Source organism: Pedobacter gandavensis (assembly GCF_032678465.1).
GTDB lineage: Bacteria > Bacteroidota > Bacteroidia > Sphingobacteriales > Sphingobacteriaceae > Pedobacter > Pedobacter gandavensis_B.
In genome coordinates this window covers 104,150-128,804 of sequence record NZ_JAVTSK010000007.1, presented here as the reverse complement: position 1 = coordinate 128,804, position 24,655 = coordinate 104,150, and the positions used below count along the sequence as shown (strand labels likewise).

Annotated in this window: 16 protein-coding genes; 3 read left to right on the top strand and 13 right to left on the bottom strand. The window is 40.2% G+C overall.

What is annotated here, in order from left to right:
• Positions 1–68 precede the first annotated feature (68 nt).
• The 4 genes from R2Q94_RS14280 to R2Q94_RS14265 all read right to left on the bottom strand — a co-directional run bounded on the left by R2Q94_RS14280 (position 69) and on the right by R2Q94_RS14265 (position 5,308).
• Positions 69–839 carry a succinate dehydrogenase/fumarate reductase iron-sulfur subunit gene (locus R2Q94_RS14280; RefSeq protein ID WP_222537285.1) on the bottom strand — a complete coding sequence of 257 codons (771 nt, stop codon included), beginning with the start codon at positions 837–839 and terminating at the stop codon, positions 69–71.
• 22 nt (positions 840–861) lie between these two features.
• A complete protein-coding gene (locus R2Q94_RS14275; RefSeq protein WP_316822143.1) occupies positions 862–2,841 on the bottom strand; it encodes a fumarate reductase/succinate dehydrogenase flavoprotein subunit in 1,980 nt (659 codons plus the stop codon).
• A 29-nt stretch (positions 2,842–2,870) separates the two neighbouring features.
• Positions 2,871–3,551, bottom strand: coding sequence for a succinate dehydrogenase cytochrome b subunit (locus R2Q94_RS14270; protein WP_316822142.1), 681 nt, complete (start codon positions 3,549–3,551; stop codon positions 2,871–2,873).
• Between the two features lie 221 nt (positions 3,552–3,772).
• Positions 3,773–5,308, bottom strand: a complete 1,536-nt coding sequence (locus R2Q94_RS14265) for a Do family serine endopeptidase (protein WP_316822141.1) — start codon at positions 5,306–5,308, stop codon at positions 3,773–3,775.
• Between the two features lie 219 nt (positions 5,309–5,527).
• Between R2Q94_RS14265 and dapF the strand changes: the two genes are divergently transcribed.
• Positions 5,528–6,313, top strand: a complete 786-nt coding sequence (gene dapF / locus R2Q94_RS14260) for a diaminopimelate epimerase (protein WP_316822140.1) — start codon at positions 5,528–5,530, stop codon at positions 6,311–6,313.
• Here the strand turns inward: dapF and R2Q94_RS14255 are convergent.
• From R2Q94_RS14255 to R2Q94_RS14230, 6 genes are all read right to left on the bottom strand, one after another.
• Positions 6,310–8,595, bottom strand: coding sequence for a helix-turn-helix domain-containing protein (locus R2Q94_RS14255; RefSeq protein ID WP_316822139.1), 2,286 nt, complete (start codon positions 8,593–8,595; stop codon positions 6,310–6,312). The two genes, dapF and R2Q94_RS14255, sit on opposite strands and share 4 nt — an antisense overlap.
• Positions 8,596–8,795: 200 nt before the next feature.
• Positions 8,796–10,319, bottom strand: a complete 1,524-nt coding sequence (locus R2Q94_RS14250) for an arylsulfatase (protein ID WP_316822138.1) — start codon at positions 10,317–10,319, stop codon at positions 8,796–8,798.
• 60 nt (positions 10,320–10,379) lie between these two features.
• Positions 10,380–12,041, bottom strand: a complete 1,662-nt coding sequence (locus R2Q94_RS14245) for a RagB/SusD family nutrient uptake outer membrane protein (RefSeq protein WP_316822137.1) — start codon at positions 12,039–12,041, stop codon at positions 10,380–10,382.
• Positions 12,042–12,053: 12 nt separating this feature from the next.
• Positions 12,054–15,461, bottom strand: coding sequence for a TonB-dependent receptor (locus R2Q94_RS14240; protein WP_316822136.1), 3,408 nt, complete (start codon positions 15,459–15,461; stop codon positions 12,054–12,056).
• A 226-nt stretch (positions 15,462–15,687) separates the two neighbouring features.
• Positions 15,688–16,836, bottom strand: a complete 1,149-nt coding sequence (locus R2Q94_RS14235) for a FecR family protein (RefSeq protein WP_316822135.1) — start codon at positions 16,834–16,836, stop codon at positions 15,688–15,690.
• Positions 16,837–16,902: 66 nt separating this feature from the next.
• Positions 16,903–17,472, bottom strand: a complete 570-nt coding sequence (locus R2Q94_RS14230; RefSeq protein WP_316822134.1) for an RNA polymerase sigma-70 factor — start codon at positions 17,470–17,472, stop codon at positions 16,903–16,905.
• 222 nt (positions 17,473–17,694) lie between these two features.
• Here R2Q94_RS14230 and R2Q94_RS14225 point away from each other — a divergent pair, with 222 nt between their 5' ends.
• Both R2Q94_RS14225 and R2Q94_RS14220 read left to right on the top strand, forming a co-directional pair.
• On the top strand, positions 17,695–20,508 hold the full coding sequence (locus R2Q94_RS14225; protein WP_316822133.1) for an outer membrane beta-barrel family protein: 2,814 nt from the start codon (positions 17,695–17,697) through the stop codon (positions 20,506–20,508).
• 4 nt (positions 20,509–20,512) lie between these two features.
• On the top strand, positions 20,513–21,286 hold the full coding sequence (locus R2Q94_RS14220) for a GLPGLI family protein (protein ID WP_316822132.1): 774 nt from the start codon (positions 20,513–20,515) through the stop codon (positions 21,284–21,286).
• Here the strand turns inward: R2Q94_RS14220 and R2Q94_RS14215 are convergent.
• From R2Q94_RS14215 to R2Q94_RS14205, 3 genes are all read right to left on the bottom strand, one after another.
• Positions 21,283–21,978, bottom strand: coding sequence for a response regulator transcription factor (locus R2Q94_RS14215; protein WP_316822131.1), 696 nt, complete (start codon positions 21,976–21,978; stop codon positions 21,283–21,285). The genes R2Q94_RS14220 and R2Q94_RS14215 overlap by 4 nt on opposite strands.
• A gap of 34 nt (positions 21,979–22,012) precedes the next feature.
• Positions 22,013–23,872 carry an ATP-binding protein gene (locus R2Q94_RS14210; protein ID WP_316822130.1) on the bottom strand — a complete coding sequence of 620 codons (1,860 nt, stop codon included), beginning with the start codon at positions 23,870–23,872 and terminating at the stop codon, positions 22,013–22,015.
• A gap of 403 nt (positions 23,873–24,275) precedes the next feature.
• Complete coding sequence (locus R2Q94_RS14205) at positions 24,276–24,641, bottom strand: DUF3127 domain-containing protein (RefSeq protein ID WP_316822129.1); 366 nt, start codon at positions 24,639–24,641, stop codon at positions 24,276–24,278.
• Positions 24,642–24,655: the final 14 nt, after the last annotated feature.

The following is a 24,655-nucleotide window of genomic DNA, read 5'->3' as shown; positions in this document are numbered from 1 at the left end:
AACACGAAAGCCCGACTATGATAGCCGGGCTTTCGTGTTTAATATCCTTGTCTCGTTACTTAAAGCTATTAAATAGATTCCTCAGATACAAATTTTGCTGATAAAAAGTCTCTATTCATACGAGCAATATTCTCTAAAGAAATTCCTTTAGGGCATTCCGCTTCACAAGCACCAGTATTGGTACAGTTACCGAAACCTTCGGCATCCATTTGTGCCACCATACTTTGTACCCTGCGATAACGTTCAGGCTGTCCCTGAGGCAATTGCGCTAACTGAGAGATCTTTGCAGAAACAAATAACATCGCAGAAGCATTCTTACAGGTAGCCACACAAGCACCACATCCGATACAAGCAGCTGCTTCGAAAGCCGAATCCGCCTGTACTTTTGGAATAGGAAGGTTGTTTGCATCCTGTGCATTCCCTGTATTCACTGAAATGAAACCTCCAGCTGCAATAACGCGGTCAAATGCAGTACGATCTACCGTTAAATCTTTGATTACCGGAAAAGCTTTCGCTCTCCATGGTTCAACAACGATAGTATCTCCATCTTTAAATGAACGCATGTGCAACTGACAAGTTGTTACGCCTTCTTTTGGTCCGTGAGGGCGACCGTTGATGTACATAGAGCAGGCACCACAGATACCTTCTCTACAATCGTGATCAAAAACTACCGGCTCATCACCTTTAGAAATCAACTCCTCATTCAACACGTCAAACATTTCTAAGAAAGACATATCAGGAGAAATCTCTGACAACTTATAATCCACCAATTTACCGTTGGTTTTGCTATTCTTCTGACGCCAGATTTTCAGCGTTAAATTCATATTTCCTGTACTCATGATATTGAGATTTTAGTACTTGCTATTTATAACTTCTTTGTGCAACCTTGATGTTTTCGAACTTCAATTCCTCTTTATGCAGATTGAAAGTTACATCTCCTTTGTATTCCCATGCTGAAACATAAGCATAGTTAACATCATCACGAAGTGCTTCACCTTCTTCTGTCTGGTACTCTTCTCTGAAATGACCACCACAAGATTCATTTCTATTCAATGCATCCATACACATCAACTCACCCAATTCGATAAAGTCGGCCACACGACCAGCCTTTTCTAATTCAGGATTGAACTCATTTGCCTCACCTGGAACACGTACATCTGACCAGAAGTCTTTACGCAACTGCTGAATTTCAGCTATTGCTTCCGTCAATCCCTGAGCATTACGGGCCATACCGCATTTATCCCACATGATCTTTCCTAATTTCTTATGGAAGTGATCCACAGATTTAGTTCCCTTAATTGCGAACAACTGATCGATGATGCCTTTTACACTCGCTTCAGCTTCTACAAATGCAGGGTGATCCAATGGAATCGGTTTTGTAGCCAGTTCCTTAGATAAATAAGCACCAATAGTATATGGAATCACAAAGTAACCATCAGCAAGACCTTGCATCAATGCAGAGGCACCTAAACGGTTAGCACCATGATCTGAAAAGTTAGCTTCACCTAAAGCATATAATCCTGGTACAGTAGTCATCAGGTTGTAATCTACCCAAAGTCCACCCATGGTATAGTGAACAGCAGGATAAATACGCATTGGCAACTCATAAGGATCTTCACCGGTGATTTGCTTGTACATATCAAACAGGTTACCATATTTTTCCTTGATCACCTCACGGCCTAAGCGCATGCAGGTTTCTTTATCAGGATTATGGATATTATGTTTATTGGCTTCAATACGACCATAACGTTCTGTATTTGCTTTGAAATCCAGATATACAGCCAATTTAGATTTACCTACACCGTAACCTGCATCACAACGCTCTTTTGCAGCTCGTGAAGCTACGTCACGAGGAACAAGGTTACCGAAAGCAGGGTATCTACGCTCTAAGTAGTAATCTCTTTCTTCTTCTGGAATATCGATAGGAGAACGATCATCACCTTTTTTCTTAGGCACCCAGATTCTTCCATCATTACGCAATGACTCAGACATCAGGGTCAATTTACTTTGGTGATCACCAGAAACAGGGATACAAGTAGGGTGAATCTGCGTGTAACAAGGGTTACCAAAGAATGCACCTTTTTTGTGCGCTTTCCAGGCAGCTGTTACGTTACTACCCATTGCATTTGTAGAAAGATAGAATACGTTACCGTAACCACCGCTACCCAACAATACAGCATGACCGAAATGACGCTCCAGTTCACCAGTGATCAAGTTACGGGCAATAATACCACGTGCTTTACCATCGATAACTACTACTTCCATCATTTCATGGCGGGTAAACATTTCTACCTTACCCATACCAATCTGACGCTCTAAAGCGCTATATGCTCCTAAAAGCAATTGCTGACCAGTTTGACCTGCAGCATAAAATGTTCTTTGAACCTGTGTACCACCAAAAGAACGGTTGTCTAAAAGACCACCATACTCTCTGGCCAAAGGAACACCTTGTGCCACACATTGATCTATAATGTTTGCACTCACTTCTGCTAAACGATAAACGTTTGCTTCACGAGCACGGTAATCACCACCTTTAATGGTATCGTAGAATAAACGGTAAGTACTGTCACCATCATTCTGATAGTTTTTTGCGGCATTGATACCACCCTGAGCAGCGATAGAGTGTGCCCTTCTTGGTGAATCCTGGAAGCAGAAACACTTCACTTTATAGCCCATTTCAGCCAGAGTTGCTGCTGCAGAAGCACCTGCCAGACCCGAACCCACTACAATAATTTCTATGCTTCTTTTATTTGCCGGGTTAACTAATGGCATCGAGGACCTTAATTTGGTCCATTTCTCCATTAAATCGCCTTCCGGTATATTTGCATTTAATTCAGCCATTTTATTTAAGCTTTATATACGTTCAAAAATTATTTAATAAAACCTGCGTAAATTGCAACAGGCATAATCGCAAATAGGATAGAGATGATAATTGAATACCATACACCAAATGCTTTTATTAGTGGCGTGTATTTTTTATGGTTCCATCCTAAAGTCTGGAATGCAGAAGCAAATCCATGTAATAGGTGGTAACAAAGAGAAGCCATTGCCAACACGTATAAGATCACAACCCATGGAGTTTGAAATCTTGCTACCATTACCGCAAAAAGGTTTTCATGTCCAACCGCATCTACTGTAGGAATTCCTGTAAAACGAGAAACTACCCAGAAATCAGATAAATGCACGATCAGGAAGATTAAAAGGATAGTTCCCAATAAACCCATTGATCTTGAATACCATTTACTGTTTGCTGCGCCATCAACTACCGCATACTTTACCGGACGTGCAGCCTGGTTTTGGAATACCAAACGTAAACCCTGGATAATGTGTGCTAATAATCCAGCCATCAATACGACTTCCATCGCTCTGATAAACCAGTTGGTGGCCATGAAATGTGCCCCTAGATTGAAGGTTAAGCCACCGTCATTCACAAAGATCAAAGCATTGATAAAGCAGTGAACCGCGAGAAATGAAATAAGAAACAGGCCGGTGATACCCATTATTAGTTTTTTTCCTATAGACGAGGAAAAAGCGTTTCCGAAACTAGCCATTTGATTGTATTTTAGTTCTATTCATGCAAAAGTATTTAATAAAAGAATTAATTGGTTAAGGATTGTCATAAAAAAACGACAATCCTTCTATTTAGAAACATTCTAGACTTTATTTCTTAAAAACCCGCTCCATTCCTCCCGAAAGGCACCCCTGCAAGCAAAAAAAAACGGGAAGCAGTTATTACTGCCTCCCGTTTCCGTCAATTATGAAAATCTATTCCTTAGAAAGTGAAGGAATAATTTTGACCATCAGCACCTATACCAGTGATTGTAGTCATTCCGTTTTTCGAAGTAGGTAATGCTGCTTCTACATCTTTCGCAGAGTTTACCGGTTTACCATTTACACCAGTGATCAGCAATCCTTTTGGAATTTCCAAAGAATCGAATAATTTACCTGGCTCAACAGTAGCAACCACTACTCCAGATTTAGCACCTAATTTTGCTTTTAGTGCTGCCGGAGCAGGTGCAAAAGTAGCACCTAATTTACTGATGCTTGCTCCTGTAGCTTTACCAGATGCCGCATTTTTTGGAGTACTTACGCTGCTTTCACCTTTAAGGGTTACGGTAATATCTTTCAAGGCACCATCTCTTAAAATGGTCAGGTTGATTTTATCACCAGGACTCATACGCCCAATTTTTTCCTGCAAATCAGGAGAGTCATAAATTGGCTGACCTTCTACTTTTTTAATGATATCACCTTTTTTGATACCCGCAGCAGCGCCACCACCATTCTCCACTACATCCATTACATATAGACCATTGATCTCATTTACCTTTAGATCTTCCGCAGCGTCTGCATCCAGAGGACGGAAAGAAACTCCAATGTAGCCACGTTTCACCGTACCATATTTTCTGAAATCTTCCAGGATCTTTTTAGCAAGGTTTACAGGAATTGCGAAACCATAACCTTCATTAGTACCGGTTTGAGAAGCAATCGCAGCGTTGATACCAATCAACTCACCATTTGCATTCACCAAAGCACCACCACTGTTTCCAGGGTTAATTGCAGCATCAGTTTGAATGAAAGACTCAATACTGCTGTTCACACGCTGAGGTGCTTTACCAGTTCTGCGATATTCTTCATACTCTTGTTCTGTCAATTGGTTTTGTTGTCTTGCAAGAATACCAATACTTCTGGCTTTTGCACTTACAATACCTGCAGTAACCGTAGTTTGAAGGTCCAACGGGAAACCTACTGCCAATACCCATTCACCAATCTGAACATTATCAGAATTACCCATTTTTACCACTGGTAAACCAGTTTCTTCCACTTTTATCAAGGCAAGATCTGTATTAGGATCAGTACCAATTACCTTCGCTACTACCTTACGGCGATCAGAAAGAATTACTTCAATTTTATCTGCATTTTCTACGACGTGGTTATTGGTTACAATATAACCGTCTGGCGTTAAAATCACACCAGAACCTGAAGCCGCTCTTGGTGCACGCGGCATACTACGGCCACCACGACCAAAGAATTCTTCAAACATATCCATTGGGGAACCTCCTGATTGGTCGGAAGTTTTTCCACCATAAGTTGTCTTAATATGTACCACGCCCGGCGACACTGCCGCTGCTGCCTGTACAAAATCTACCGCGCCCGTAGAAGAAATCTTCGCAGGGTTATTCGCGAAAAGTACGTTTTGCTGTTCAGAAATGGATCTTCCTCCCTGATTACGTTCTAATAATTTATAGCCACCTAGTGCAGCCGCTCCACCCATTAATGCGGCCAATGCTATCAATCCTATTTTTTTCATCTGTCTCCTATTTTTTTGTATGTTTAATTAATTTCATTTCTTCTGATTCTACCAATCTAGCCGGTTGGCGAAAAGCCAGAAGTATTTAATTTATTTTACCTGTTAAGAACTTTTCTTTTTATTGGATTAGTCAAATTTAATACCAGATCAACGATATTTGCATTAGTAACAGTCCTTTAAAACTGTTAAAAAATGTTAAAATAAAAACCACATACCATTATGAAAACCAAGTTCTTCAAGTACCAGGGTGCAGGAAATGACTTTATTTTAATTGACAACCGCGATCTATCCTTCCAATATAAGGATAATAATACGGTTTTAGACCTGTGTAACAGGCGTTTTGGTATCGGAGCGGATGGATTAATGTTATTGCAGGACCATGAAACACGTGATTTCGAAATGCTATACTTCAATGCAGACGGGAAATTGGGTAGTATGTGTGGAAACGGAGGAAGATGCATTGTTGCATTCGCCAAGTACCTGGGCATCATTGATATAGAAACTGAATTTTTGGCAGTAGATGGCCCGCATTATGCCAAAATTTCCGCTGAAGGTGATTGGGTAAATTTACAAATGATCGACATTGATACCATTGAAAAAGATGGAGAGGCCTATATTTTAAATACGGGTTCACCACATTATGTTCAACAGGTGACCGGCTTAAAGGACATGGATGTATTTACTGAAGGAAAAGCGATCCGTAATAATGACACCTATAAAGTGGAGGGAATCAATATCAATTTCGTAGAAAACCAGGGTGATCATTTCTTTGTCCGCACTTTTGAAAGAGGAGTAGAAGATGAAACCTATGCCTGTGGAACAGGAGTTACCGCAGTAGCCTTATCCATGGCACAACATTTAAAACAGGAAGGACATATTGAAACTCCAATCAAAGTACTGGGAGGCGATTTGCGTATCCAGTTTGATTATGATGGTTCAAAATTCCGTAACATATTCCTATGTGGCCCGGCAGTACAGGTATTCAAAGGAGAAGTAGAGGCTTAATACTCCCCATCCGCAAGATGCGCAGCAACACCGATTTTAATTTCACCAAACGTATAATCCCTACCCAGATGTTCCCTAATCGGATTCATCTGGAGGGTTTTTAGATCCTGAATTGCTTTCAGAATTTGATCCAGTTTTTTCTTCCCGATAATGTCTTTGGCCGATACCTCATGTTTAGCTACATAAAATGCAAGGTGCCCTTCAATTGTGCCAATCACCATTTTACGCGCGGAGGCAATTTCAACAAGTGTTTTTCCTGCTTTCAACATTTCCAAAGAAACTTCTTTGGTATCAACTTTTGGAGCTTTCTCCACTTTCGGAGCCGCTGTTTTACCTTTTGTAGTTTTGGCTTTCTTAGCTGTAAAGTCTAGCTTACCCGGAACAGCAAACACTTTCGCCATAGTAGCTGCCCTTTCTTCCTGACTCATCAATGCGGTTACATCCTTTTTAGTGAACTCTGTCCCATTAATGTTGGAATTTAACATTGCCGTAGCTTTTCTTATTTTCTTATACTGATCATAAAACAAGGCTTCCATTTCCAGTAATTCGGTTAAATAAGCCGTAACCTGCTTATCTTGCTTTACCAGCTCCATTCGTTCAAAAATACGTTTAGAGAAACCTACGACTATCGGATTGAAATAATTTTCAGCTGCAATGGTTCTTTCCAGTAATGCCGTTCTTCCTTCCGGCGTATCCACAGCATACATCCTTTGAATTTGTGCTAAAAACTTATTGGCATTTGCCTTCACCTCACTCAGGTCTTTCAACAGTTGACCAGCCCATTTCACATGTTTTTGTTTCGCAGATTTATTAATATCCTTAGTATAGGAATGTACATGCTCGTACACATAATTATCTAAAGGGGTCAGATCAAAACATTGCAGAAGGTAAGTTCTCAAAAAAGCATCCCGCTCTGTGACAATTTGTTGATCCAGGCTCAACTGATTTTCTTTTGTTTTTGAAAAGAAAGATACATTTTGATCCTGTCGGATGCCGGAACCTGAAATTTTAGAAGTCAGGATCAGACCTTCCAGGGATCTAAGACGGGATAATGCCACATAAATCTGTCCCGGTGCAAATGCACTCCCGATATCAATAATCGCTTTATCAAAAGTTAAACCCTGGCTTTTATGGACCGTTATCGCCCAGGCCAATTTCAGTGGATACTGGGTAAAGGTTCCTGCCAGCTCCTCTTCTATCTCTCCGGTTACCTTATCAGTAGTATATTTAATATTTTTCCAGGTGTATTTTTCAAGAATGATCTTCTCATTGGTACCCTCTGCCTGCACTTCTATCAGGTCCGTCCTGAGTTCAGTAACCACTGCAATCTTACCGTTAAAAAAACGCTGTTCACCAGTTGGGTCGTTTTTAATAAACATCACCTGAGCACCTCTTTTAAGCTCCAGGATATGCTCTGCAGGATAAGCATACTCAGAAAAATCATTCTCGATTTTCGCGGTATACAAATAAGAAGAAGATTTCAACTCTTCCAGTCTTTCCTTATTTAAGGCGTCCGCTTTGTTATTATGTGTGGTTAGCGTAATGTACTTCTCATTTACCGCTGGTTTGAAATCAGCCTTATAATATTTATCCAAAAGTGCTACATCCTGAGCCGTCACCTCATTATTACGCAGGTTATTTAATAAGTTGATGAAGACCTGATCTGCCTGCCTGTAGATTTTCTCCAGTTCAATATAGATTGGCGGATTATTTTGCAGAGCGAGCGCATCGAAAAAATAAGCACTGTTATAAAACTGTCCCATCAGATTCCATTCTGAAGATTTCACCACGGGTGGCAGCTGGTGTAAATCACCAATGAACAATACCTGTACGCCTCCAAAACTAGCGGTATTGTTCCTTCTAATGTAACGTAAAACCATGTCTATTGCATCGAGCAAATCCGCACGAAGCATACTCACCTCATCGATGATCAGCAATTCCATATCAATCAGTACCTTCCTTTTAGAGGAAGTCATGTTCAAATGCCGGACAATAGATTTAGGGGTATTGTATTGTTGGTTATAATGATCGCCATCTGCAGCCGGAGCTTTTGGCAGATAGGTACCAAAAGGAAGCTGGAACAAAGAATGAATGGTAACGCCCGCAGCATTGATCGCCGCAATACCAGTTGGCGCAGCGATTACTGCCTTTTTATGGGTCAGTTCAATCAGGTTACGCAAAAAAGTAGTTTTTCCGGTGCCGGCCTTTCCGGTTAGAAAGATATGTTTGGAAGTATAGTTTACAAATTTAGCGGCAAGTTCGGCGGGGTTTTGTTCAGACATATTATAGGCATCAATTAAAAATAAACCATCTTTAAATTGTTGTGCCCAAAGATAAGAAGAATGCTGTTAATTAATAATGATTAAAAATCAATCGTTAAACGATATTCACAAAGCCCAGCACTAATAAACAGAGCGCGGTAAAAATCAGCAAAACTGCTCATAGAAAATGAGCCCGGTCAAACACCGGGCTCATGACCTCATTATTTTTTTGACTTAATCTGCTCCAGAAGCTCAGCCATTTCTTTTACCCTTTCAGGATATTTCTCCGCCAGGTTATTTTTTTCTCCTAAATCTTCCTTCAGATGGTAAAGCTGTGCAGTAGGCAGATTTCCGGTTTCAATCCCTACATCCTGCATAAAAGCAGCACCTTTACTTGGACCAATATATTTCCATCCATCTTTAAGTAAAGTAAGCGTAGCACCATGCTCTACAAATACAGTTCTTCCTTGCTGAGATTTACCCATCAATGCATCCAGAACATTTTCACTATCCGGAGCATCACCCACAGGGATCGGTTGTTGAATTAGTTTGGAGAAAGAAGCAATTAAATCCATCTGACTCACTAAAGCCGAAGAAACCTGCGGCTTTACTTGTCCAGGCCAGCTCAAAATAAATGGCACCCTGGTACCCGCTTCCAAAGCACTGTATTTTCCACCTCTCAATACACCTGCAGGTCGATGTCCATTGAGTTTAGTCACCGCCTCATCCTGATACCCATCATCAAGTACAGGACCATTATCACTGGTAAATACAATCATCGTATTCTTATCAATACCAAGTAATTTTAATTGTTTCATGATTTCACCAATTGTCCAGTCTAACTGTAAGATTGCATCCCCACGTAAACCTAATCCACTTTTCCCTTTAAACATCGTTGCTGGCATGCGCGGTACATGAGGCTCAGTTAAAGCAAAATATAAAAAGAAAGGCTGATGTTGGTTTTTATCAATAAAACCCTGTGCAACGTTTAGGAAAGTAGTAGAAACTTCTTCGTCTACCCACCTCGCCATATGACCACCGCTCATATAGCCAATACGACCAATACCATTCACAATAGTTTGATTATGTCCTTGTCCTGGTGAACTCTGCATTTTCAGCAATTCTGGATGGTCTTTACCAGTAGGATCATTTCCTACTTTCTTCGCATAATTCACTTCAATAGGATCATTAGCATCTAAGGCCAATACTTTATGATTCTCTAAAAATATGGTCGGTACACGATCTGCGGTAGCTGGAAAGATAAAAGAATAGTCAAAACCTACTTCATTCGGTCCTGGTTTCACTTCATTATTCCAGTCTTTCGCGACTGCGTCACCCAGCCCCAAATGCCATTTACCCACAATTCCAGTTTGGTATCCTGCCTTCTTAAACAGATTCGGCAGGGTGGTTTTATTCGTTGGAATAATCAATGCAGCATCACCAGGCAAAATCCCGGTTCCTTTTTTACGCCATGGATACTCACCGGTCATAAAAGCAAAACGGGAGGGTGTACAAGTAGCCGAAGTAGCATGACCATCGGTAAAACGTATCCCATTTGCTGCAAGGCGGTCTAAATTTGGTGTACTGATCTTCGTTGCCCCATAACAACTCAGGTCTCCATATCCAAGATCATCCGCACAAATGTAAATGACATTGGGTTGGTTCTTCCTAACTTTTTTGGCCGACTGCCCAATCGCAGTACAGGCCAGAGCCATAAAACATAAGGTTAATAGGTTCTTTTTCATGTGTGTGTTTAGTTTAAGCAGCCCCTAAGATAAAAACAAAAAGGGGCGGCTAATGATAAATTACTTAAGATTCGGATTGATACTCAGCTCCGACTGAGGAATAGGCCAATGTTCATCCTGTCCAACACGGAAGTTCTTTGAGGTAACATACCAGCGACTATATGGATCAACCGCATTTCCTTTTTTACGAAGATTCGTTGCACCGGGAAATGCAGCCCCATAAAAATCACCATTCAAAACCTGCCCGATATTCTTCCACCTCAACAAATCCCAATAACGAATTCCCTCTAAAGCCAATTCATTTCTACGCTCTCTACGCAAAATAACACGCAAAGCTGTTGGATCCGTTTCCGTTACCCGAGGCATATTTACTGTACTACGACCTCTCACTTTATTAATTGTTGCATCCAGCAGTGCCTGATTTCCAGCAGCCTGTCCGGCTTCCAGTTTTGCCTCCAGATAACCTAATAGCACTTCTGCATAACGGATAATTGGCAGATCAATACCTGAATTTTGTAGATCACCCCCGCTAAAAGCTTCACTATTAAATTTCTTTAAAGCAAATCCCGTACGGGTTCCCTGTTTTGTAGTAGTCAGCTGATCAGCAGAACTGATGGCATCAGGATTACTATTGTAGATGATATTCTTAAAAGACTGCCCATTATAAAGCACAGTGTACTTTAACCTCGGATCGCGGTTGAGTCCTGGATTTGCGGCATTATATCTTGGATCACTAAAAGAAAATGGTGTACCATCAGTAAATTCATAAGATTCTACCAAACTTCCCAAAGGACAATGCAGCATAAAACCACCAAGAACAGCCGGATAATTGTGTTGCATCATGGCATTGGGAGCCAAATCCTGCTGATACTGTGTAGCAAAAATGATCTCTTTGCTGGTTTCGTTGGTCCCATTAAACAAGCTCTCAAAATTGGGGTCAATACTATTATCCCCAAAATCAATGATTTGTTGATAAGTTGAAGCCGCATCAACCCAATTTTCTTCTGCCAGATATAAACGACCAAGAAAAGCTAAGGCCGCCTGGGCGGTAGCCCTGCCTCTCTCCGAGCCAGCCATCTGGCCATACCTTGGCAATATGGTCGCACTGGCTTTAAACTCCTGCTCAGCAAAATCCTGGACGGCCTGCTTCGTCGCTTTCGACACGGTATTGGCTTCCGTCATCGTCAAGGTCTTCTGTACCAATGGCACCGAACCAAAAAACTGTGAAAGGTAAAAATACTGGCAAGCTCTGATGAAACGCGCTTCTGCCTGCATTCTGGCCATGATTGCAGGAGCAATGTCTGCCTTCGCAATATTTTCCAGAAAGTAATTACACCTGGCAATCCTGGCATAGCTCGCCTGCCAATAATTACCCAGGTAACCATTTGTTGCGGTTAATGTTCCATTCGTCAGCGTATTGAAGCCAGAATTATCACCACGCCTGTCGTAAGCATTATCTGTAGCAAACTCCGTATATAATAAGCCATGATAAGACCACCAATCCGTTGCAGAATACTCTGCACCCGTCGGATTTGCTGACATTTGAATATTCCCTCTGTACATTCCCGCCAATGCCAGGTTCACATTCGCCTGACTGGTCCAGAATCCCTCCGTAGAGAACTGATCCAATGGTATTTTATTCAACTCTTTTTTACAGGAGCCTAGCGTTCCCGATATCAACAATACCGGCAATAAAAATTTATATAGATATGTAACCTTCATTTTAAATAGCTTTTAGAAATTAACATTTAGACCAAGCGTATAATTCGCCAGAATCGGATAATAGCTTCCTCCGGTATTGATTTCCGGATCCCAGCCTTTAGGATATTTGCTAAATGCCAATGGGTTTTGTGCGGTAGCATAAAGTCTCAGATTTTCTATTCCTGCCTTTTTCAACCGCGGACTATCGAACTTATAGCCAATTTGAACGTTTCTCAATTTCAGATAATTACCGTTTAACATCCAAAAAGAAGAAGTAAGTGTATTTGGTGTCCCCTGATTCGTGATCGCCTCTAAGCGAGGATATTTGGCATTAGGATTAGGGTTGGCTACCGACCAATGATCTTCAGCCTGCCATTTTTGAATATTTCCATTTTGATAGAAAGCATAACCAGCATAGTCACTCAAATACCCATTTACCTTAGCCACACCCTGCAATAGGACAGAAAGATCAAAATTATGGTAATTTACTCCCAGATTAATGCCATAACTATATTTTGGGATTCTACTACCCAATACCTTACGGTCATAATTTGCATCAACTTTACCATCAGGTACACCATTTGGTCCACTAATATCTTTATAGCGAATATCACCTGGCTGCACCCTCGGATTGATACTTTTCTGATCTGCATAATTAGCAATGTCATTGGCATCTTTAAACAAACCTTCTGCTACATAGCCATAATAAATGTTCATCGGAGCCCCAATAAACAGCGTGCTGCCATTACCGATTAAGCCATTTAATTGTGTGATATTTCCTACACCTAAATCGATCACTTTATTATTGATGATGGAGAAATTCGTATTGACATTAAATGACAGTTCACCTATCTGATCACGATAAGCTGCAGTAAACTCCCAGCCTTTATTGCTCAGTTTTCCAGAATTCTGTACGCCAACTCCAAAGCCCAGCACATTGGAGACACTGCCACCCGGACTCACTAAAATGTCATAAGTATAGCGGTCAAAATAAGTCGAACTCAAATTTAATTTCCCCTTAAACAAAGTCGCATCAAGCCCTACATCCTTCGTTCTGGTAGACTCCCAATGAATGCTAGGATCTGTTAAGGTCAGGTAAGCAACACCAGAAGACAATGCCCCTCCAAAAGGATAATTTCGCCCCGGACTCAGTTTTCCCTGGTAAGGATAATAATCCTGTGAGCCATCTGGTAAAAGAATATTCTGATTACCAAGTACGCCAATCGAGGCTTTCAATTTCAAATCAGTTAACCAGCTTAACCTATCCTTTAGAAATGCCTCTTCAGAAATCCTCCAGCCTACAGCCATTGCAGAAAAATCAGCATATTTATCATTCTCAGGAAAGCGGGAAGAACCATCATATCTAATTGTTCCTTCTGCAAGGTATTTACCCGCATAATTATAATTTAACCTTCCGAAGTAAGAATCCAAAGCATACTCCATAGCCGTACCACTATTCTTTTGTGTATTGGCATCTCCAGCATTTAGCTCGGTCAGGGAGTTACTGTTATATCCTGTTCTGTTGGCGGCAAAGGAAGAGAACTTTTTATATTCGTAGGTATGCCCCAATAACACGCCAAATTCATGTTTATTAATTGTTTTTTTATACTCTGCCAGTTGCTGCAAGGTTTTATAAGCATCGAGTTGATTCCCTTGAGTTAAGGATCCAGGTCCCAAAGTAACATTTGAATTTAAACGTTGATTGGCTAGAAAACGCTGTGAATTATCGTTCAACTGCGTATAGCCAGCAATAACCGATAATTTCAGATCTTTAATCGGGTCCCAATCCAGACGTGTATTCAGCAATAGATCGGTCTGCTTCATCTTTAAAAAGGAGTCATTATCCATATAAGAAACCGGTGTCCCTTTAGCCACAACCCCCAGTCCGTAATCCCCATTGCTCAGTTTATTCGCATAAATAGCAGGAACCCTGATCACCTGGCTGATACTGCCCAGCATATTCACCCAATCTAAAGTGGCTGGTGGTGCCGGTTCATGATTCAGGTATTGCGCCCCAGATAAACGTGTGGTTAACTTCAGGTTGGGTCTAAAAGTATTGGTCATGTTAAAGCGCAGGTTATAACGGTTATAATCGTTGTTTTTCACAATTCCATTCTGATATAGGTAGCCTAGCGACAACATATACTGGGTGTTTTGAGTACTATTTGAAAAGGAAAGATTATGACCCGTTTGAAAAGTAGATTTCTTGAAAACCAGATCTGTATAGTTGACGTTTGGATAATTATCCGGATCAGAACCATTTCTATACTTCTCAATCTGTTCAGGGGTATACGCACCCGGAACCGCCTCATTCATTAAGGTGGCATATTCTGCAGAGTTGACAAACTCAGGATAAGCTGTTGCCTTTTGCGTGCCTGAATAACCATTATAAGCAATCTTGATCTTTCCATCGCTACTTTTACCCGTTTTCGTGGTAACCAAAATTACTCCGTTCGCAGCCCTGGAACCGTAAATTGCAGCAGTAGAGGCATCCTTTAAAACGGAAATATTCTCTACATCATTCGGATCAATATCATCAAATGAATTGACTGGAATTCCATCTACAAGAATAAACGCACCAGTACTGGCACCAAAAGAGCCTACTCCTCTCACCTGGATGCTCGCACCACTCAAACCTGGCTGCCCGCTACGCTGGATAATGTTTACCCCAGGTAACATCCCGGTTAAGGCATTAGACAATGAGCTTACCGGGCGATCATTAATCTCTTTTGCAGTAACCTGTGCAACCGATCCGATTAAATTGGCCTTCTTTTGTGTACCGAAACCTACGACAACCAATTCGCCCAATTGAGACGATTGAGGCACCAGTTTTATACTAATTTCTGTGGATTTTGAAACTTTTACCTCTTGAGTTACATACCCGATATAAGAAATCTGCAAAATATCATCCTCATTCAGATTTTTCAAAAGAAATGCCCCATTTGCATCCGTAACAGCCGTTTGAGGCTTCCCTTTTACTTTGACACTTGCCCCGGGAAGTCCCTGCCCTGTTTCATCCAGAACCTTTCCTTTCAGGTTGATCGAATTGATGTAATCGAGGATCCGGTCCACAACCGACATTTCTTTAGGGCTTAACAATACGATCTTATTCTCAATAGAGAAGCTGATCTCCTGGCCGGCTAAACAGGCCTTTATTGCCTCCTCTATCGTGGCGTTCTGTAAATTTACAGTCACCATTTTTGCCTTATTCAAAAGCTTGCTATCGATCATAAAATCATAGCCGCTTTGAACCCTTATTTTTTGAATAATTTTCACTAACGCCGTGTTTTTCTCAGAAAGCGTGATTCTTTGTGCAAAACCGGCAGCACTCACTTGTAGCAAACAAGTGGTAATTATCATCATGGTGAGCCTCATAATTCGCAGAATTGTTTTAGAAGAACCAGCTAATTTGCCACTTCTAAACAGATGGTAAAATTTCATACATTTGATTTGGTTTACGCGTAGCTTCCCTTTCCTCCAACAGATTAGGGAAGCATAGCAGGTGTTAAATTGATAAGTTGTTTAGCAAAACATTGAAGTAACCCTGAATTATTTGGGGGTGTAACGAGCACTCCCAAATTTTCAAAAAAGGGCAATGCGTATCCCTAAGGAGGTGTGTTTCTATTCATACTTGGTTTGATTTGGTTATAGGTTTTTTTAACTGGTATTATAATACGGTAACTTTTCTCCCTTCTACTTTAAAATGTACTTCCCCTGTCTTATCCAGGGCATTTAATACCGCAGATATATTTTTATTTCTCGATACAACGCCAGTAAAAATCAAGTCCTCAGGCTTACGTTGATAGTAGATATCTACATCATACCACCTTGCTACCTGTCTTAAAATACTTTCCAGCGGTTCATCATGAAAAACAAAACTTCCATTTTTCCAGGCCAGCACTTCTTCCGGATTCACATTTAAAATCTTACAGCCATCATTCAGGGCAATGGACTGCTGTCCGGGCGATAATAATCTGGGCTTGTTCCATAATCCGGAACTGATCCGAACAGCACCTTCCAATAAAGTCGTTTTTATAGCCGATTCATCACTATAGCTATTGAGGTTAAAATGTGTTCCTAAAACTTCAAGCTCCTGATGGCCACTCTTAACTTTAAAAGGTCTGGAAGGATCCTTAGCCACCTCAAAATACCCCTCACCCTGAATTTCTACCTCCCGATTTTTCGCAGCAAATCGAATTGGGTATTTTAAAGAAGAAGCTGCATTCAACCAAACATGCGTTCCATCTGGCAGCTGCAACTGATACTGTCCCCCTCTTGGAGTAGCAATGGTATTAAAGGCATCAGGATTCAGCCCCCCCTTTCCTGCAACTTGTTCAGTAAGTGAATAAATCACCTGTCCATCCGAAGTTTTCGTGATATTAATCCCCGCCTGCTCTGCAATTTTTCCACTCTTCGCCGCATCCAAAACAATCTGTTGCCCATCAGCAAGTGTCAAGACCGCCTGTTCAGTCCCCGGGCGAACATCGTTAACGATTTCTGTTTTTGGTGAACCAAAACGGGTCTGAAAATTAAATGTATAGAACGATAGCCCAGCGATTAAAACGAAGGAAGCTGCAATACCAATTCTTTTCCAAAATTTATATGTTTTCATCACAGGCTTCTTTCGGATTTCTTCAAGGATCCTGGTTAGAATTTCATTTTCGATACTATCCTTATCTTCGATTCCAGCATCCTCAGCAAGAAATTCCTGTTTTACCAATAGGCTAAGCCACAAATTATATTGTATAATTTCCCGATCTGTGGCAGAACCATCAGCAATTCGATCTAATAATTTTAAGTAATCTGCGCTTTCCATCTGTGGCATATATCTATAAGGCACCTGTCAGGAGCACATCCCTTAGTCATATTGAAAAAAAACAAATTAACTGAGAAACAACAACCAGGCAGAAGATTTGCCCATTTTCTTTCTTAACCTGTTTAATGCTGTAGTCAGGTGGGTTTCGACTGTTTTCTCTGAGATATTTAACCGTTTCGCGATCTCTTTATTATTGAGGTACTCTGTTCGGCTCAATTGAAATACCAGTCGGCATTTTTCCGGTAAATCTGAAGTAAACTCCCGAATAAATGCAATCAACTCTTTCACTTCCAATGAAGAATCCACAAAAACGGCATCCACAGTTTCCATTTTGATTCTTTCATAAAAATTACTCCTGGTATGGTCTCTTCGAATATAATTTGCCACCTTATGCTTTACTGCGACAAACAAATAACTCCTGACGGAATAGACCTTCAATTCAAGACGATGCGTCCAAAACCAGACAAATACTTCTTGCAATACATCTTTAGCAGTATCCTGATCCTGAAGAATTTGAAAGCAAAATTTATACAATCCTTCCCAATATCGCTGATAAAGCGCAACAAAAGCGGCCTCATTATCAGCTTTGATAAAATCGACTAATTCTCCATCAGAAAGACTGTTATAATTCCCCATAATTACTGGACTAAGGTAATAAATAGTTCCAGCCGAAACACATGACAAAGCAAGCACATAAAAAAGAATTTATAAGCCCTTTTACAACCTCACAGTTTCATCAGCATGAATTATAACACTTCAATATTTAATATTCTTTAACATAATTTAACACAATCGTGAATTTATCAACACGCATCTTTAATTACTTAATTATACCTTAGATTAATCAAATAACCTCAAATGAAACTAAAACTGATCCTCTTATTTTTTATAAGCTATTTCCCGTTTTTCTCATTTTCACAAAGTAATTACGAAGTAAAAGGCACAATCACCGATACGGCCGCAACTTACCAAATGGTCAATAGTACAATTACCATCTTAAATGCCAAAGATTCTACCCTTGTTAAGTATACAAGGGCCGGTACAGATGGAGCCTTTAAATTACGTCCGCAAAAAGCAGGAAAGTTTATCCTACTCGTTAGCTATCCTGGTTATGCAGATTATGTAGAGGATTTCAGCTTGGATTCCTTAAAAAGAACACATGATTTCGGTCAGGTGAATCTGCTTTTAAAATCAACCTTACTCAACGACGTCATTATTAAAGGGAAGATCAACGCGATCAAAATGAAGGGAGATACTACTGAATTTAACGCTGCAGCGTATGTGATTCAACCCAATTCAAAAGTTGAGGATCTGCTCAAACAGCTTCCCGGAATTTCGATTGATAAAGATGGAAAAATTACAGCCCAGGGCCAGACTGTAAAAAAAGTATTGGTAGATGGAGAAGAATTCTTTGGAGATGACCCAACCCTGGTCACCAAGAACCTACGTGGAGACATGGTAGACAAGGTACAGCTTTATGATAAGACCAGCGATCAGGCTGCATTTACTGGTATCGATGATGGAGAAAAATCAAAAACAATCAATATCAAACTGAAAGAAGATAAAAAGCAGGGGTATTTTGGAAAACTTGGTGCCAGTGCCGCTACGGATAAATATTACCAAGAACAGGGAATGGTCAACGTGTTCAAAGGGAAGAAAAAATTTGCCGCTTATGGCACCATCGCTAATACTGGAAAAACCGGATTATCCTGGGGCGATAGCAACAAATATGGTTCTAGCAACATGCAGATCGATGATAGTGGCGCATTCAGTGTTTATATAGACGATGCCAATGATGGTCTTGACTCCTTTAGTGGTCAATATGATGGTAAGGGAATTCCTAAAACCAAAAATGGTGGTACGCATTTTTCAAATAAATGGAATAAAGATAAAGAAAGCATCAATGCGAATTATAAAATAGGAATGGTTGATGTTACCGGCGACAATAACACCCTGACACAGCAAAACATTCCGGCAACTGGAAATAGCAATGCCAGGGTTATAAATAGTGAATCTGATGAAAGCTTTGACAAACATCTGTTCCGACAAAAATTAGACGGGACCTATACCATTAACCTGGATTCAAATGCCACTTTAAAAATCGCAATGGACGGAACTACCAAAAATAACAGCTCCGCAACAGAATACAAGGCCAACAGCTTAAGGGAGGATGGAACTGAAGTTAACAACAGCAGCAGATCCCTTAACAATAAAGGAGATCAAAGAGATTTCAATGCCAGTGTGCTTTATACACAGAAATTAAAGAAAAAGGGTCGTACCTTTTCTTTAAGATTGGCTCAAAACATCTCGGAAAACAATAACAATGGATATTTATATTCAAAAAATCAGTTCTTCAAAGAAACAGGGGGGTTTGAATATGAAAAACTCGTAGACCAGAAAAAAACAAGTCATACCAATTCCTCCAAATTCAACACCAATGCGACATATACAGAACCCTTATCCGATAAATGGACTGTTTTATTCAATTATGGCTTAAACTTGAGTCAGGGAAGTTCCGATAAGAAATCTTTCAACAAAGATGGAGAGGGAAATTATAACCAACTGGATCAGGAATTTAGCAATAGCTTCGATTTGGATCAGATTTCTAATCAGGGAGGTGCAGTATTCAACTATAAAAATGGCAAGACTATCCTCAGCTTTGGGACAAAAGTTGCCAATGTAGATTTTAAACAACTCAATGAATATACCAAAGAAACCTATAAAATGAATTTCCTTAACTGGAGTCCTCAGGCCAACTACCGTTATAATTTGTCCCAGCAAAAAAACTTTAGTGTCTACTATAATGGAAATACCGTTCAACCCAGTATTAACCAGCTACAACCGGTAAAAGTGAATACCGATCCATTAAACATTAATCTGGGGAGTCCAAATTTAAAGCCTTCTTTTCAAAATAACATCGAAATGAGTTATAGCTCTTATAAAGTGATCACCAACGAGTCGATCTGGTTAAGTGCAAATTACGGCCTGACTACCAATGCCATCTCCAATAGCAGCATGACCAATGATAAGGGAGAGAGCACTTACCAACCTGTCAATCTTAATGGGAAGACACCCAGCAATTATGGCTTAAACCTATATTACGAAAGAAAGATCAAATTTATGGATCTGAATATGGGCTTGAATGGAGGTTTCTACGGATCTACCAGTTATAGTATGGTGAACAACGATTTTAACACCACGACTAATAACAACTACAATGCAAATATCAGCCTTGCTAAACGCAAAGAAAAAAAATATGACCTCTATTTTTCTGGCGGACCAACTTATAAGGTCAGTGAAAGTTCCTTGCAAACTACAGGCACAAACAATGGCTGGGGCGCAAACGCAAATATGAATTTCAACCTTTATCTCCCTGGAAAAATAGAGATGGGTACAGATTGGAATTATCAATACAGAGCAAAAACCCAGACCTTCAATCAAACTTTTGAGCGCTTTATATGGAATGCCAGCATTTCAAAGAAATTTTTTAAGGCAGAAGATTTAAGGCTATCGCTTTCAGCCAACGATCTATTGAACCAAAACACAGGATTCGAGAGAAATGCCAACAATAATTTCGTGACCGAAGAACGCTATAATACCATAAAAAGATATTTTATGTTATCCCTGATTTGGGACTTTAACAAAATGGGCGGATCAACACCTAAAAAATAATCAAATGAAAAAGACGACAATTACCTTTTCTTTACTCCTCTTCTTTACGGGCATTTACGCCCAAAATGTACGCTTCATCACAGATGGTGTGATCGAGTTCGAAAAGAAAATAAACATGTATGTGGTGCTTAAACAACGTATTAATAAGGACAATGAATTTTACATGCAACAAGCTTATGACCAATACAAGAAAAATCAGCCTCAATTTAAAACTCAGGCCAGCACATTAGCCTTTTCTAAGGACAAATCCCTATTCAGCCCCCTTCCGGAAGTACAGAAAAACGCAAATGAATTTTGGGATGGTGACCCAAACAGCACACAGAATAACATCATTTTCAGTGATTTTTCTTCCGGCAGTTTCATTACGCAGAAGAAGGTGTTTGAGGAGACCTTCCTGGTCAACGATACTTTGAGAAAAATCAACTGGAAGCTCACTTCTGAAACCCGGGAAATTGCCGGATACGAATGCAGAAGAGCGAATGCAATCATGATGGATTCCATTTATGTGGTAGCATTTTATACGGATAAAATTCCTGTTTCCGGCGGACCGGAATCTTTCACAGGTTTACCGGGGATGATCCTTGGTGTAGCCCTGCCACACGAAAACATCAGCTGGTTTGCCACATCAGTTAAAGACAGGCCTGTCAATGCAGCAGAACTAAAAGCTCCTGCGAAAGGCAAAGTCCTCAATACAAAAGGACTTTACGACATCCTTAATGGGATAGTAAAAGATTGGGGCAGTTATGCCCGAACCATACTCAAAGCACTGACCATTTAATTGACCAGTAATTTATAACCCTTTCCATGAACATTGAGGATTTCTACCTTAGGGTCTTCCCTAAGGTACTTCCTTAATTTACTCAGGAAAACATCCATACTCCGACCGTTAAAATAATTGTCGTCATGCCAGATACTCAATAAGGCCTCTTCTCTGGTCAACACCGCATTCTTTTTTAAACACAACAACTGCAGCAATTCAGCTTCTTTAGTGCTTAGCTTTTGTTGTTCCCCTTTATAGTGTATCAATTGAGTTGTATAATCAAATGTATAGTCACCAATCTGGAACTGTGTTTCCAGCGGCGCCAGATCCACAGGTTCTTTTGAAGAAACCCGCTTCAACAGAGCATTGATCCTCAGCAACAACTCTTCTATTCGAAAAGGTTTTGTGATGTAATCATCTCCGCCAAGATCATATGCCGAAGCTTTATCCTCCATCATGGCTTTTGCCGTAGCAAAGATAATGGGTACCTGCTGGTTCATCTTTCTGATCTCTTTGCCCAGCGTAAAACCATCTTTTTTCGGCATCATAACGTCAAGAATGCAAAGGTCAAATTCCTGCTTTGAAAAAGCCTTCAATCCTTCTTCTCCATCCACACAGAGTACGACTTCAAATTTCCCTTTCAATTGCAGGTAATCCTGCAAAAGTAAACCCAGGTTCGGATCATCTTCTACCAACAGAATTTTTTTCATCAGCGTATATTATTTTTTATGGTGAATGAAGCGATCATAGGTTTATGACGTTTTCATTAGTTACGGTTTTGGATAAGATGATTTCAAATACAGTTCCTTTGTCTTTCTCACTATGTACCTTAATTTGCCCACCCATTTGCGCTATGATATCCTGCACGTAATTTAGCCCCAGGCCAAATCCCTTAACATCATGTAAATTACCAGTGGGCACTCTATAAAACTGATCAAAAATACGTTTTGTTTCTTCTTTACTCATACCAATTCCTGAGTCAGCAACTTCAATCACCAGATGCTTATGGGTATTCCTTGTGCTGATCTTAATGATTGGTGTTCCGGTACTATATTTATTGGCGTTATCAATCAGGTTATAAATGACATTCGAAAGATGCAATTCATCCGCCAATATCATAGGTTGTTGGGCAGAAAGGTCCAATTGCATTTCTGCGCCTTTCTTTTTCAACTGAAGGTCCATACTATCTACCACAACAAGAATCAGCTCATTTATGTTCAGGAGCGTCTCTTCGAGTTTCAGTTCTTTCTTTTCCAATCTGGCAATACTCAATACCCTTTCAATATGATTTCCTAGACGGACATTTTCATCATAGATGATTCCTGCCAATCGTTTCACCCGGTTTTTGTCTTCCACTATTTCCGGATCCTTCAGCGCTTCACTGGCAATCATAATCGTGGCCACGGGCGTCTTGAATTCATGGGTCATGTTATTGATGAAATCAGTTTTCATCTCCGATATTTTCTTTTGCTTTAGGATCGTATAAATGGTATAGGCAAAAATAAAAACAAGCACCAGCAACAAGGCCGCGGAAGAGGCCATCGTCACACTCAGGTTGCTAAATATCAAAGAATTTTCCTTGGGGAAAGTCAGGTACAACATCCCTGGATCTCTAAATATATCGTCGCTAAACAAAGTCACCTTATGCAAACCTGAAATGGAAGGTACAATACTTTCCTGAGAGACTTTACGGTAAACTACAGAATCCTGATGTGCCAGTTTCACCCAAAAATCATAATCAAGCTTAATATTTCTGTTGAGGAGTTCTGTTTTTATCAGTGTATCCAGCACATCTCTGGGCACCCGCTCATCAATTGGAACATTCTCCTGCCGCATTTCCTTAGCCACATCTTCCAGGTAACTAAGGCTATTCGTTTTGATGATAATTGTATCCTTTAGCAAATCTTTAAAAGCCCTTTGAAATTTTTGAGTTTCGATCTCATCTTCACTCTTAAATTTCGCTATCATATCTGGAGATATCCGGGGCAACGTGATCAATAACGGTTTTTTACTAAATGGATTAAAGGCCAGATAACGTATGCTATCCGGGAGCCTATCCGTAGACACCTTAAAAGTTTGTGATTTTTCCGGAATATAAACCTGATTCACATTAGCCGTGATCACATTTCCTGCTTTATCGACGCCGAAATTCATATCCACCTGCAAAGGAGACTTCATATCACCCTCTGTACTGGACATCGATAGATATGCCTTCTCGGTAATGATGGTTGGATTCAGGTAATTGTTCCGAATTACACTGTCCTGCATATTCAGATCCTCAATAATTTTCTTCTGCTGTTCCAGTTTCCGGCGTTCCTCTTTCGCCTTATGCTGTTCTTTGAACTCCACCAGAATCTGTGCTTTATCCCTTAACTCTGCTTCTCTTTCTTCTTTAAGCTGATCTTCCTTTTTAAAAAGATGTGTTGCAGCATATCTCTTTTGTACTTTGTTCACTACCGCATTCAAAGCCTGGCTCACATCCTGTTCAAAGAGTTGAGATTTTAAAGCATATGCTTCCCTGATGTAATACAATTGCATTACAAACACGCCAAGCAAAGCTACGGTCATTAAGGCGGTGATTAACCAGAGACTTCTTTTCTTCATTACAGAATTATCAAAAATAGCTAAGGCCGGGCACAAATGTGCTTATTTAACACTTTTTAACAAGCAGAATTTTCACAAAACATCCTGCTATTTAAGAGAGCCGCCACTAAAATATGGTAAACGTCAAGAACAAATGTGAAGGTAAAGTAGTTTAATTTTCAGGGGTATTAAAGGGGCGTTAAAACGTCCTTACTAGTGGGTTGCTAGGGCTAAAATGCCTTTCAACCCCAGCTTAAGCCTGCAACAAAATCGCCATAATTTCCTCATAACTCGAACCTCCTCTGAAAACTATCTCCAGAGGTCATCAAGCTGAGTAACTTCAAAAAGTAAGCATAAAAATAAAGCCTGTCCGAATAAATCGGACAGGCTCGTGGTCAATTTGTCTATCGTTTAAAAAAGTTCTTTAGAAAGGAAGATCGTCTTCCTCCCCTGGAGCATTGTTCAAATCTGCTGGTGGAGCATATGCTGGTGTTGATGCTGCTGCCCCTGGAGTTAAGGCATTGATACGCCAAACTACCAGACTGTTGAAATATGATGTTTTTCCTGTTTTATCAGTCCAAGGACGACCGCGTAAGTTAAAAGAAACTTCCACATCATCACCAGTTTTTAAGCTATCGAATAAAGCTGTTTTATCTTGTAAAGCTTCAAACCTGATGTATTCAGGATAAGTAGGATTTTCTGCGTATTCTATAATCAGGTCACGTTTCTTAAAAGTCTCACTCACCTGCTGTAATGCACCAATTTCATGCACTTTTCCTTTTATTTCCATAACTATTACTGTTT

Coding starts and splice junctions, on each gene's coding strand:
- R2Q94_RS14245 (WP_316822137.1), bottom strand. CDS start 12,041: ATGAAGGTTACATATCTATATAAATTTTTATTGCCGGTATTGTTGATA.
- R2Q94_RS14270 (WP_316822142.1), bottom strand. CDS start 3,551: ATGGCTAGTTTCGGAAACGCTTTTTCCTCGTCTATAGGAAAAAAACTA.
- R2Q94_RS14255 (WP_316822139.1), bottom strand. CDS start 8,595: ATGTCTGAACAAAACCCCGCCGAACTTGCCGCTAAATTTGTAAACTAT.
- R2Q94_RS14275 (WP_316822143.1), bottom strand. CDS start 2,841: ATGGCTGAATTAAATGCAAATATACCGGAAGGCGATTTAATGGAGAAA.
- R2Q94_RS14225 (WP_316822133.1), top strand. CDS start 17,695: ATGAAACTAAAACTGATCCTCTTATTTTTTATAAGCTATTTCCCGTTT.
- R2Q94_RS14250 (WP_316822138.1), bottom strand. CDS start 10,319: ATGAAAAAGAACCTATTAACCTTATGTTTTATGGCTCTGGCCTGTACT.
- R2Q94_RS14230 (WP_316822134.1), bottom strand. CDS start 17,472: ATGGGGAATTATAACAGTCTTTCTGATGGAGAATTAGTCGATTTTATC.
- dapF (WP_316822140.1), top strand. CDS start 5,528: ATGAAAACCAAGTTCTTCAAGTACCAGGGTGCAGGAAATGACTTTATT.
- R2Q94_RS14240 (WP_316822136.1), bottom strand. CDS start 15,461: ATGAAATTTTACCATCTGTTTAGAAGTGGCAAATTAGCTGGTTCTTCT.
- R2Q94_RS14205 (WP_316822129.1), bottom strand. CDS start 24,641: ATGGAAATAAAAGGAAAAGTGCATGAAATTGGTGCATTACAGCAGGTG.
- R2Q94_RS14215 (WP_316822131.1), bottom strand. CDS start 21,978: ATGAAAAAAATTCTGTTGGTAGAAGATGATCCGAACCTGGGTTTACTT.
- R2Q94_RS14220 (WP_316822132.1), top strand. CDS start 20,513: ATGAAAAAGACGACAATTACCTTTTCTTTACTCCTCTTCTTTACGGGC.
- R2Q94_RS14235 (WP_316822135.1), bottom strand. CDS start 16,836: ATGGAAAGCGCAGATTACTTAAAATTATTAGATCGAATTGCTGATGGT.
- R2Q94_RS14210 (WP_316822130.1), bottom strand. CDS start 23,872: ATGAAGAAAAGAAGTCTCTGGTTAATCACCGCCTTAATGACCGTAGCT.
- R2Q94_RS14280 (WP_222537285.1), bottom strand. CDS start 839: ATGAGTACAGGAAATATGAATTTAACGCTGAAAATCTGGCGTCAGAAG.
- R2Q94_RS14265 (WP_316822141.1), bottom strand. CDS start 5,308: ATGAAAAAAATAGGATTGATAGCATTGGCCGCATTAATGGGTGGAGCG.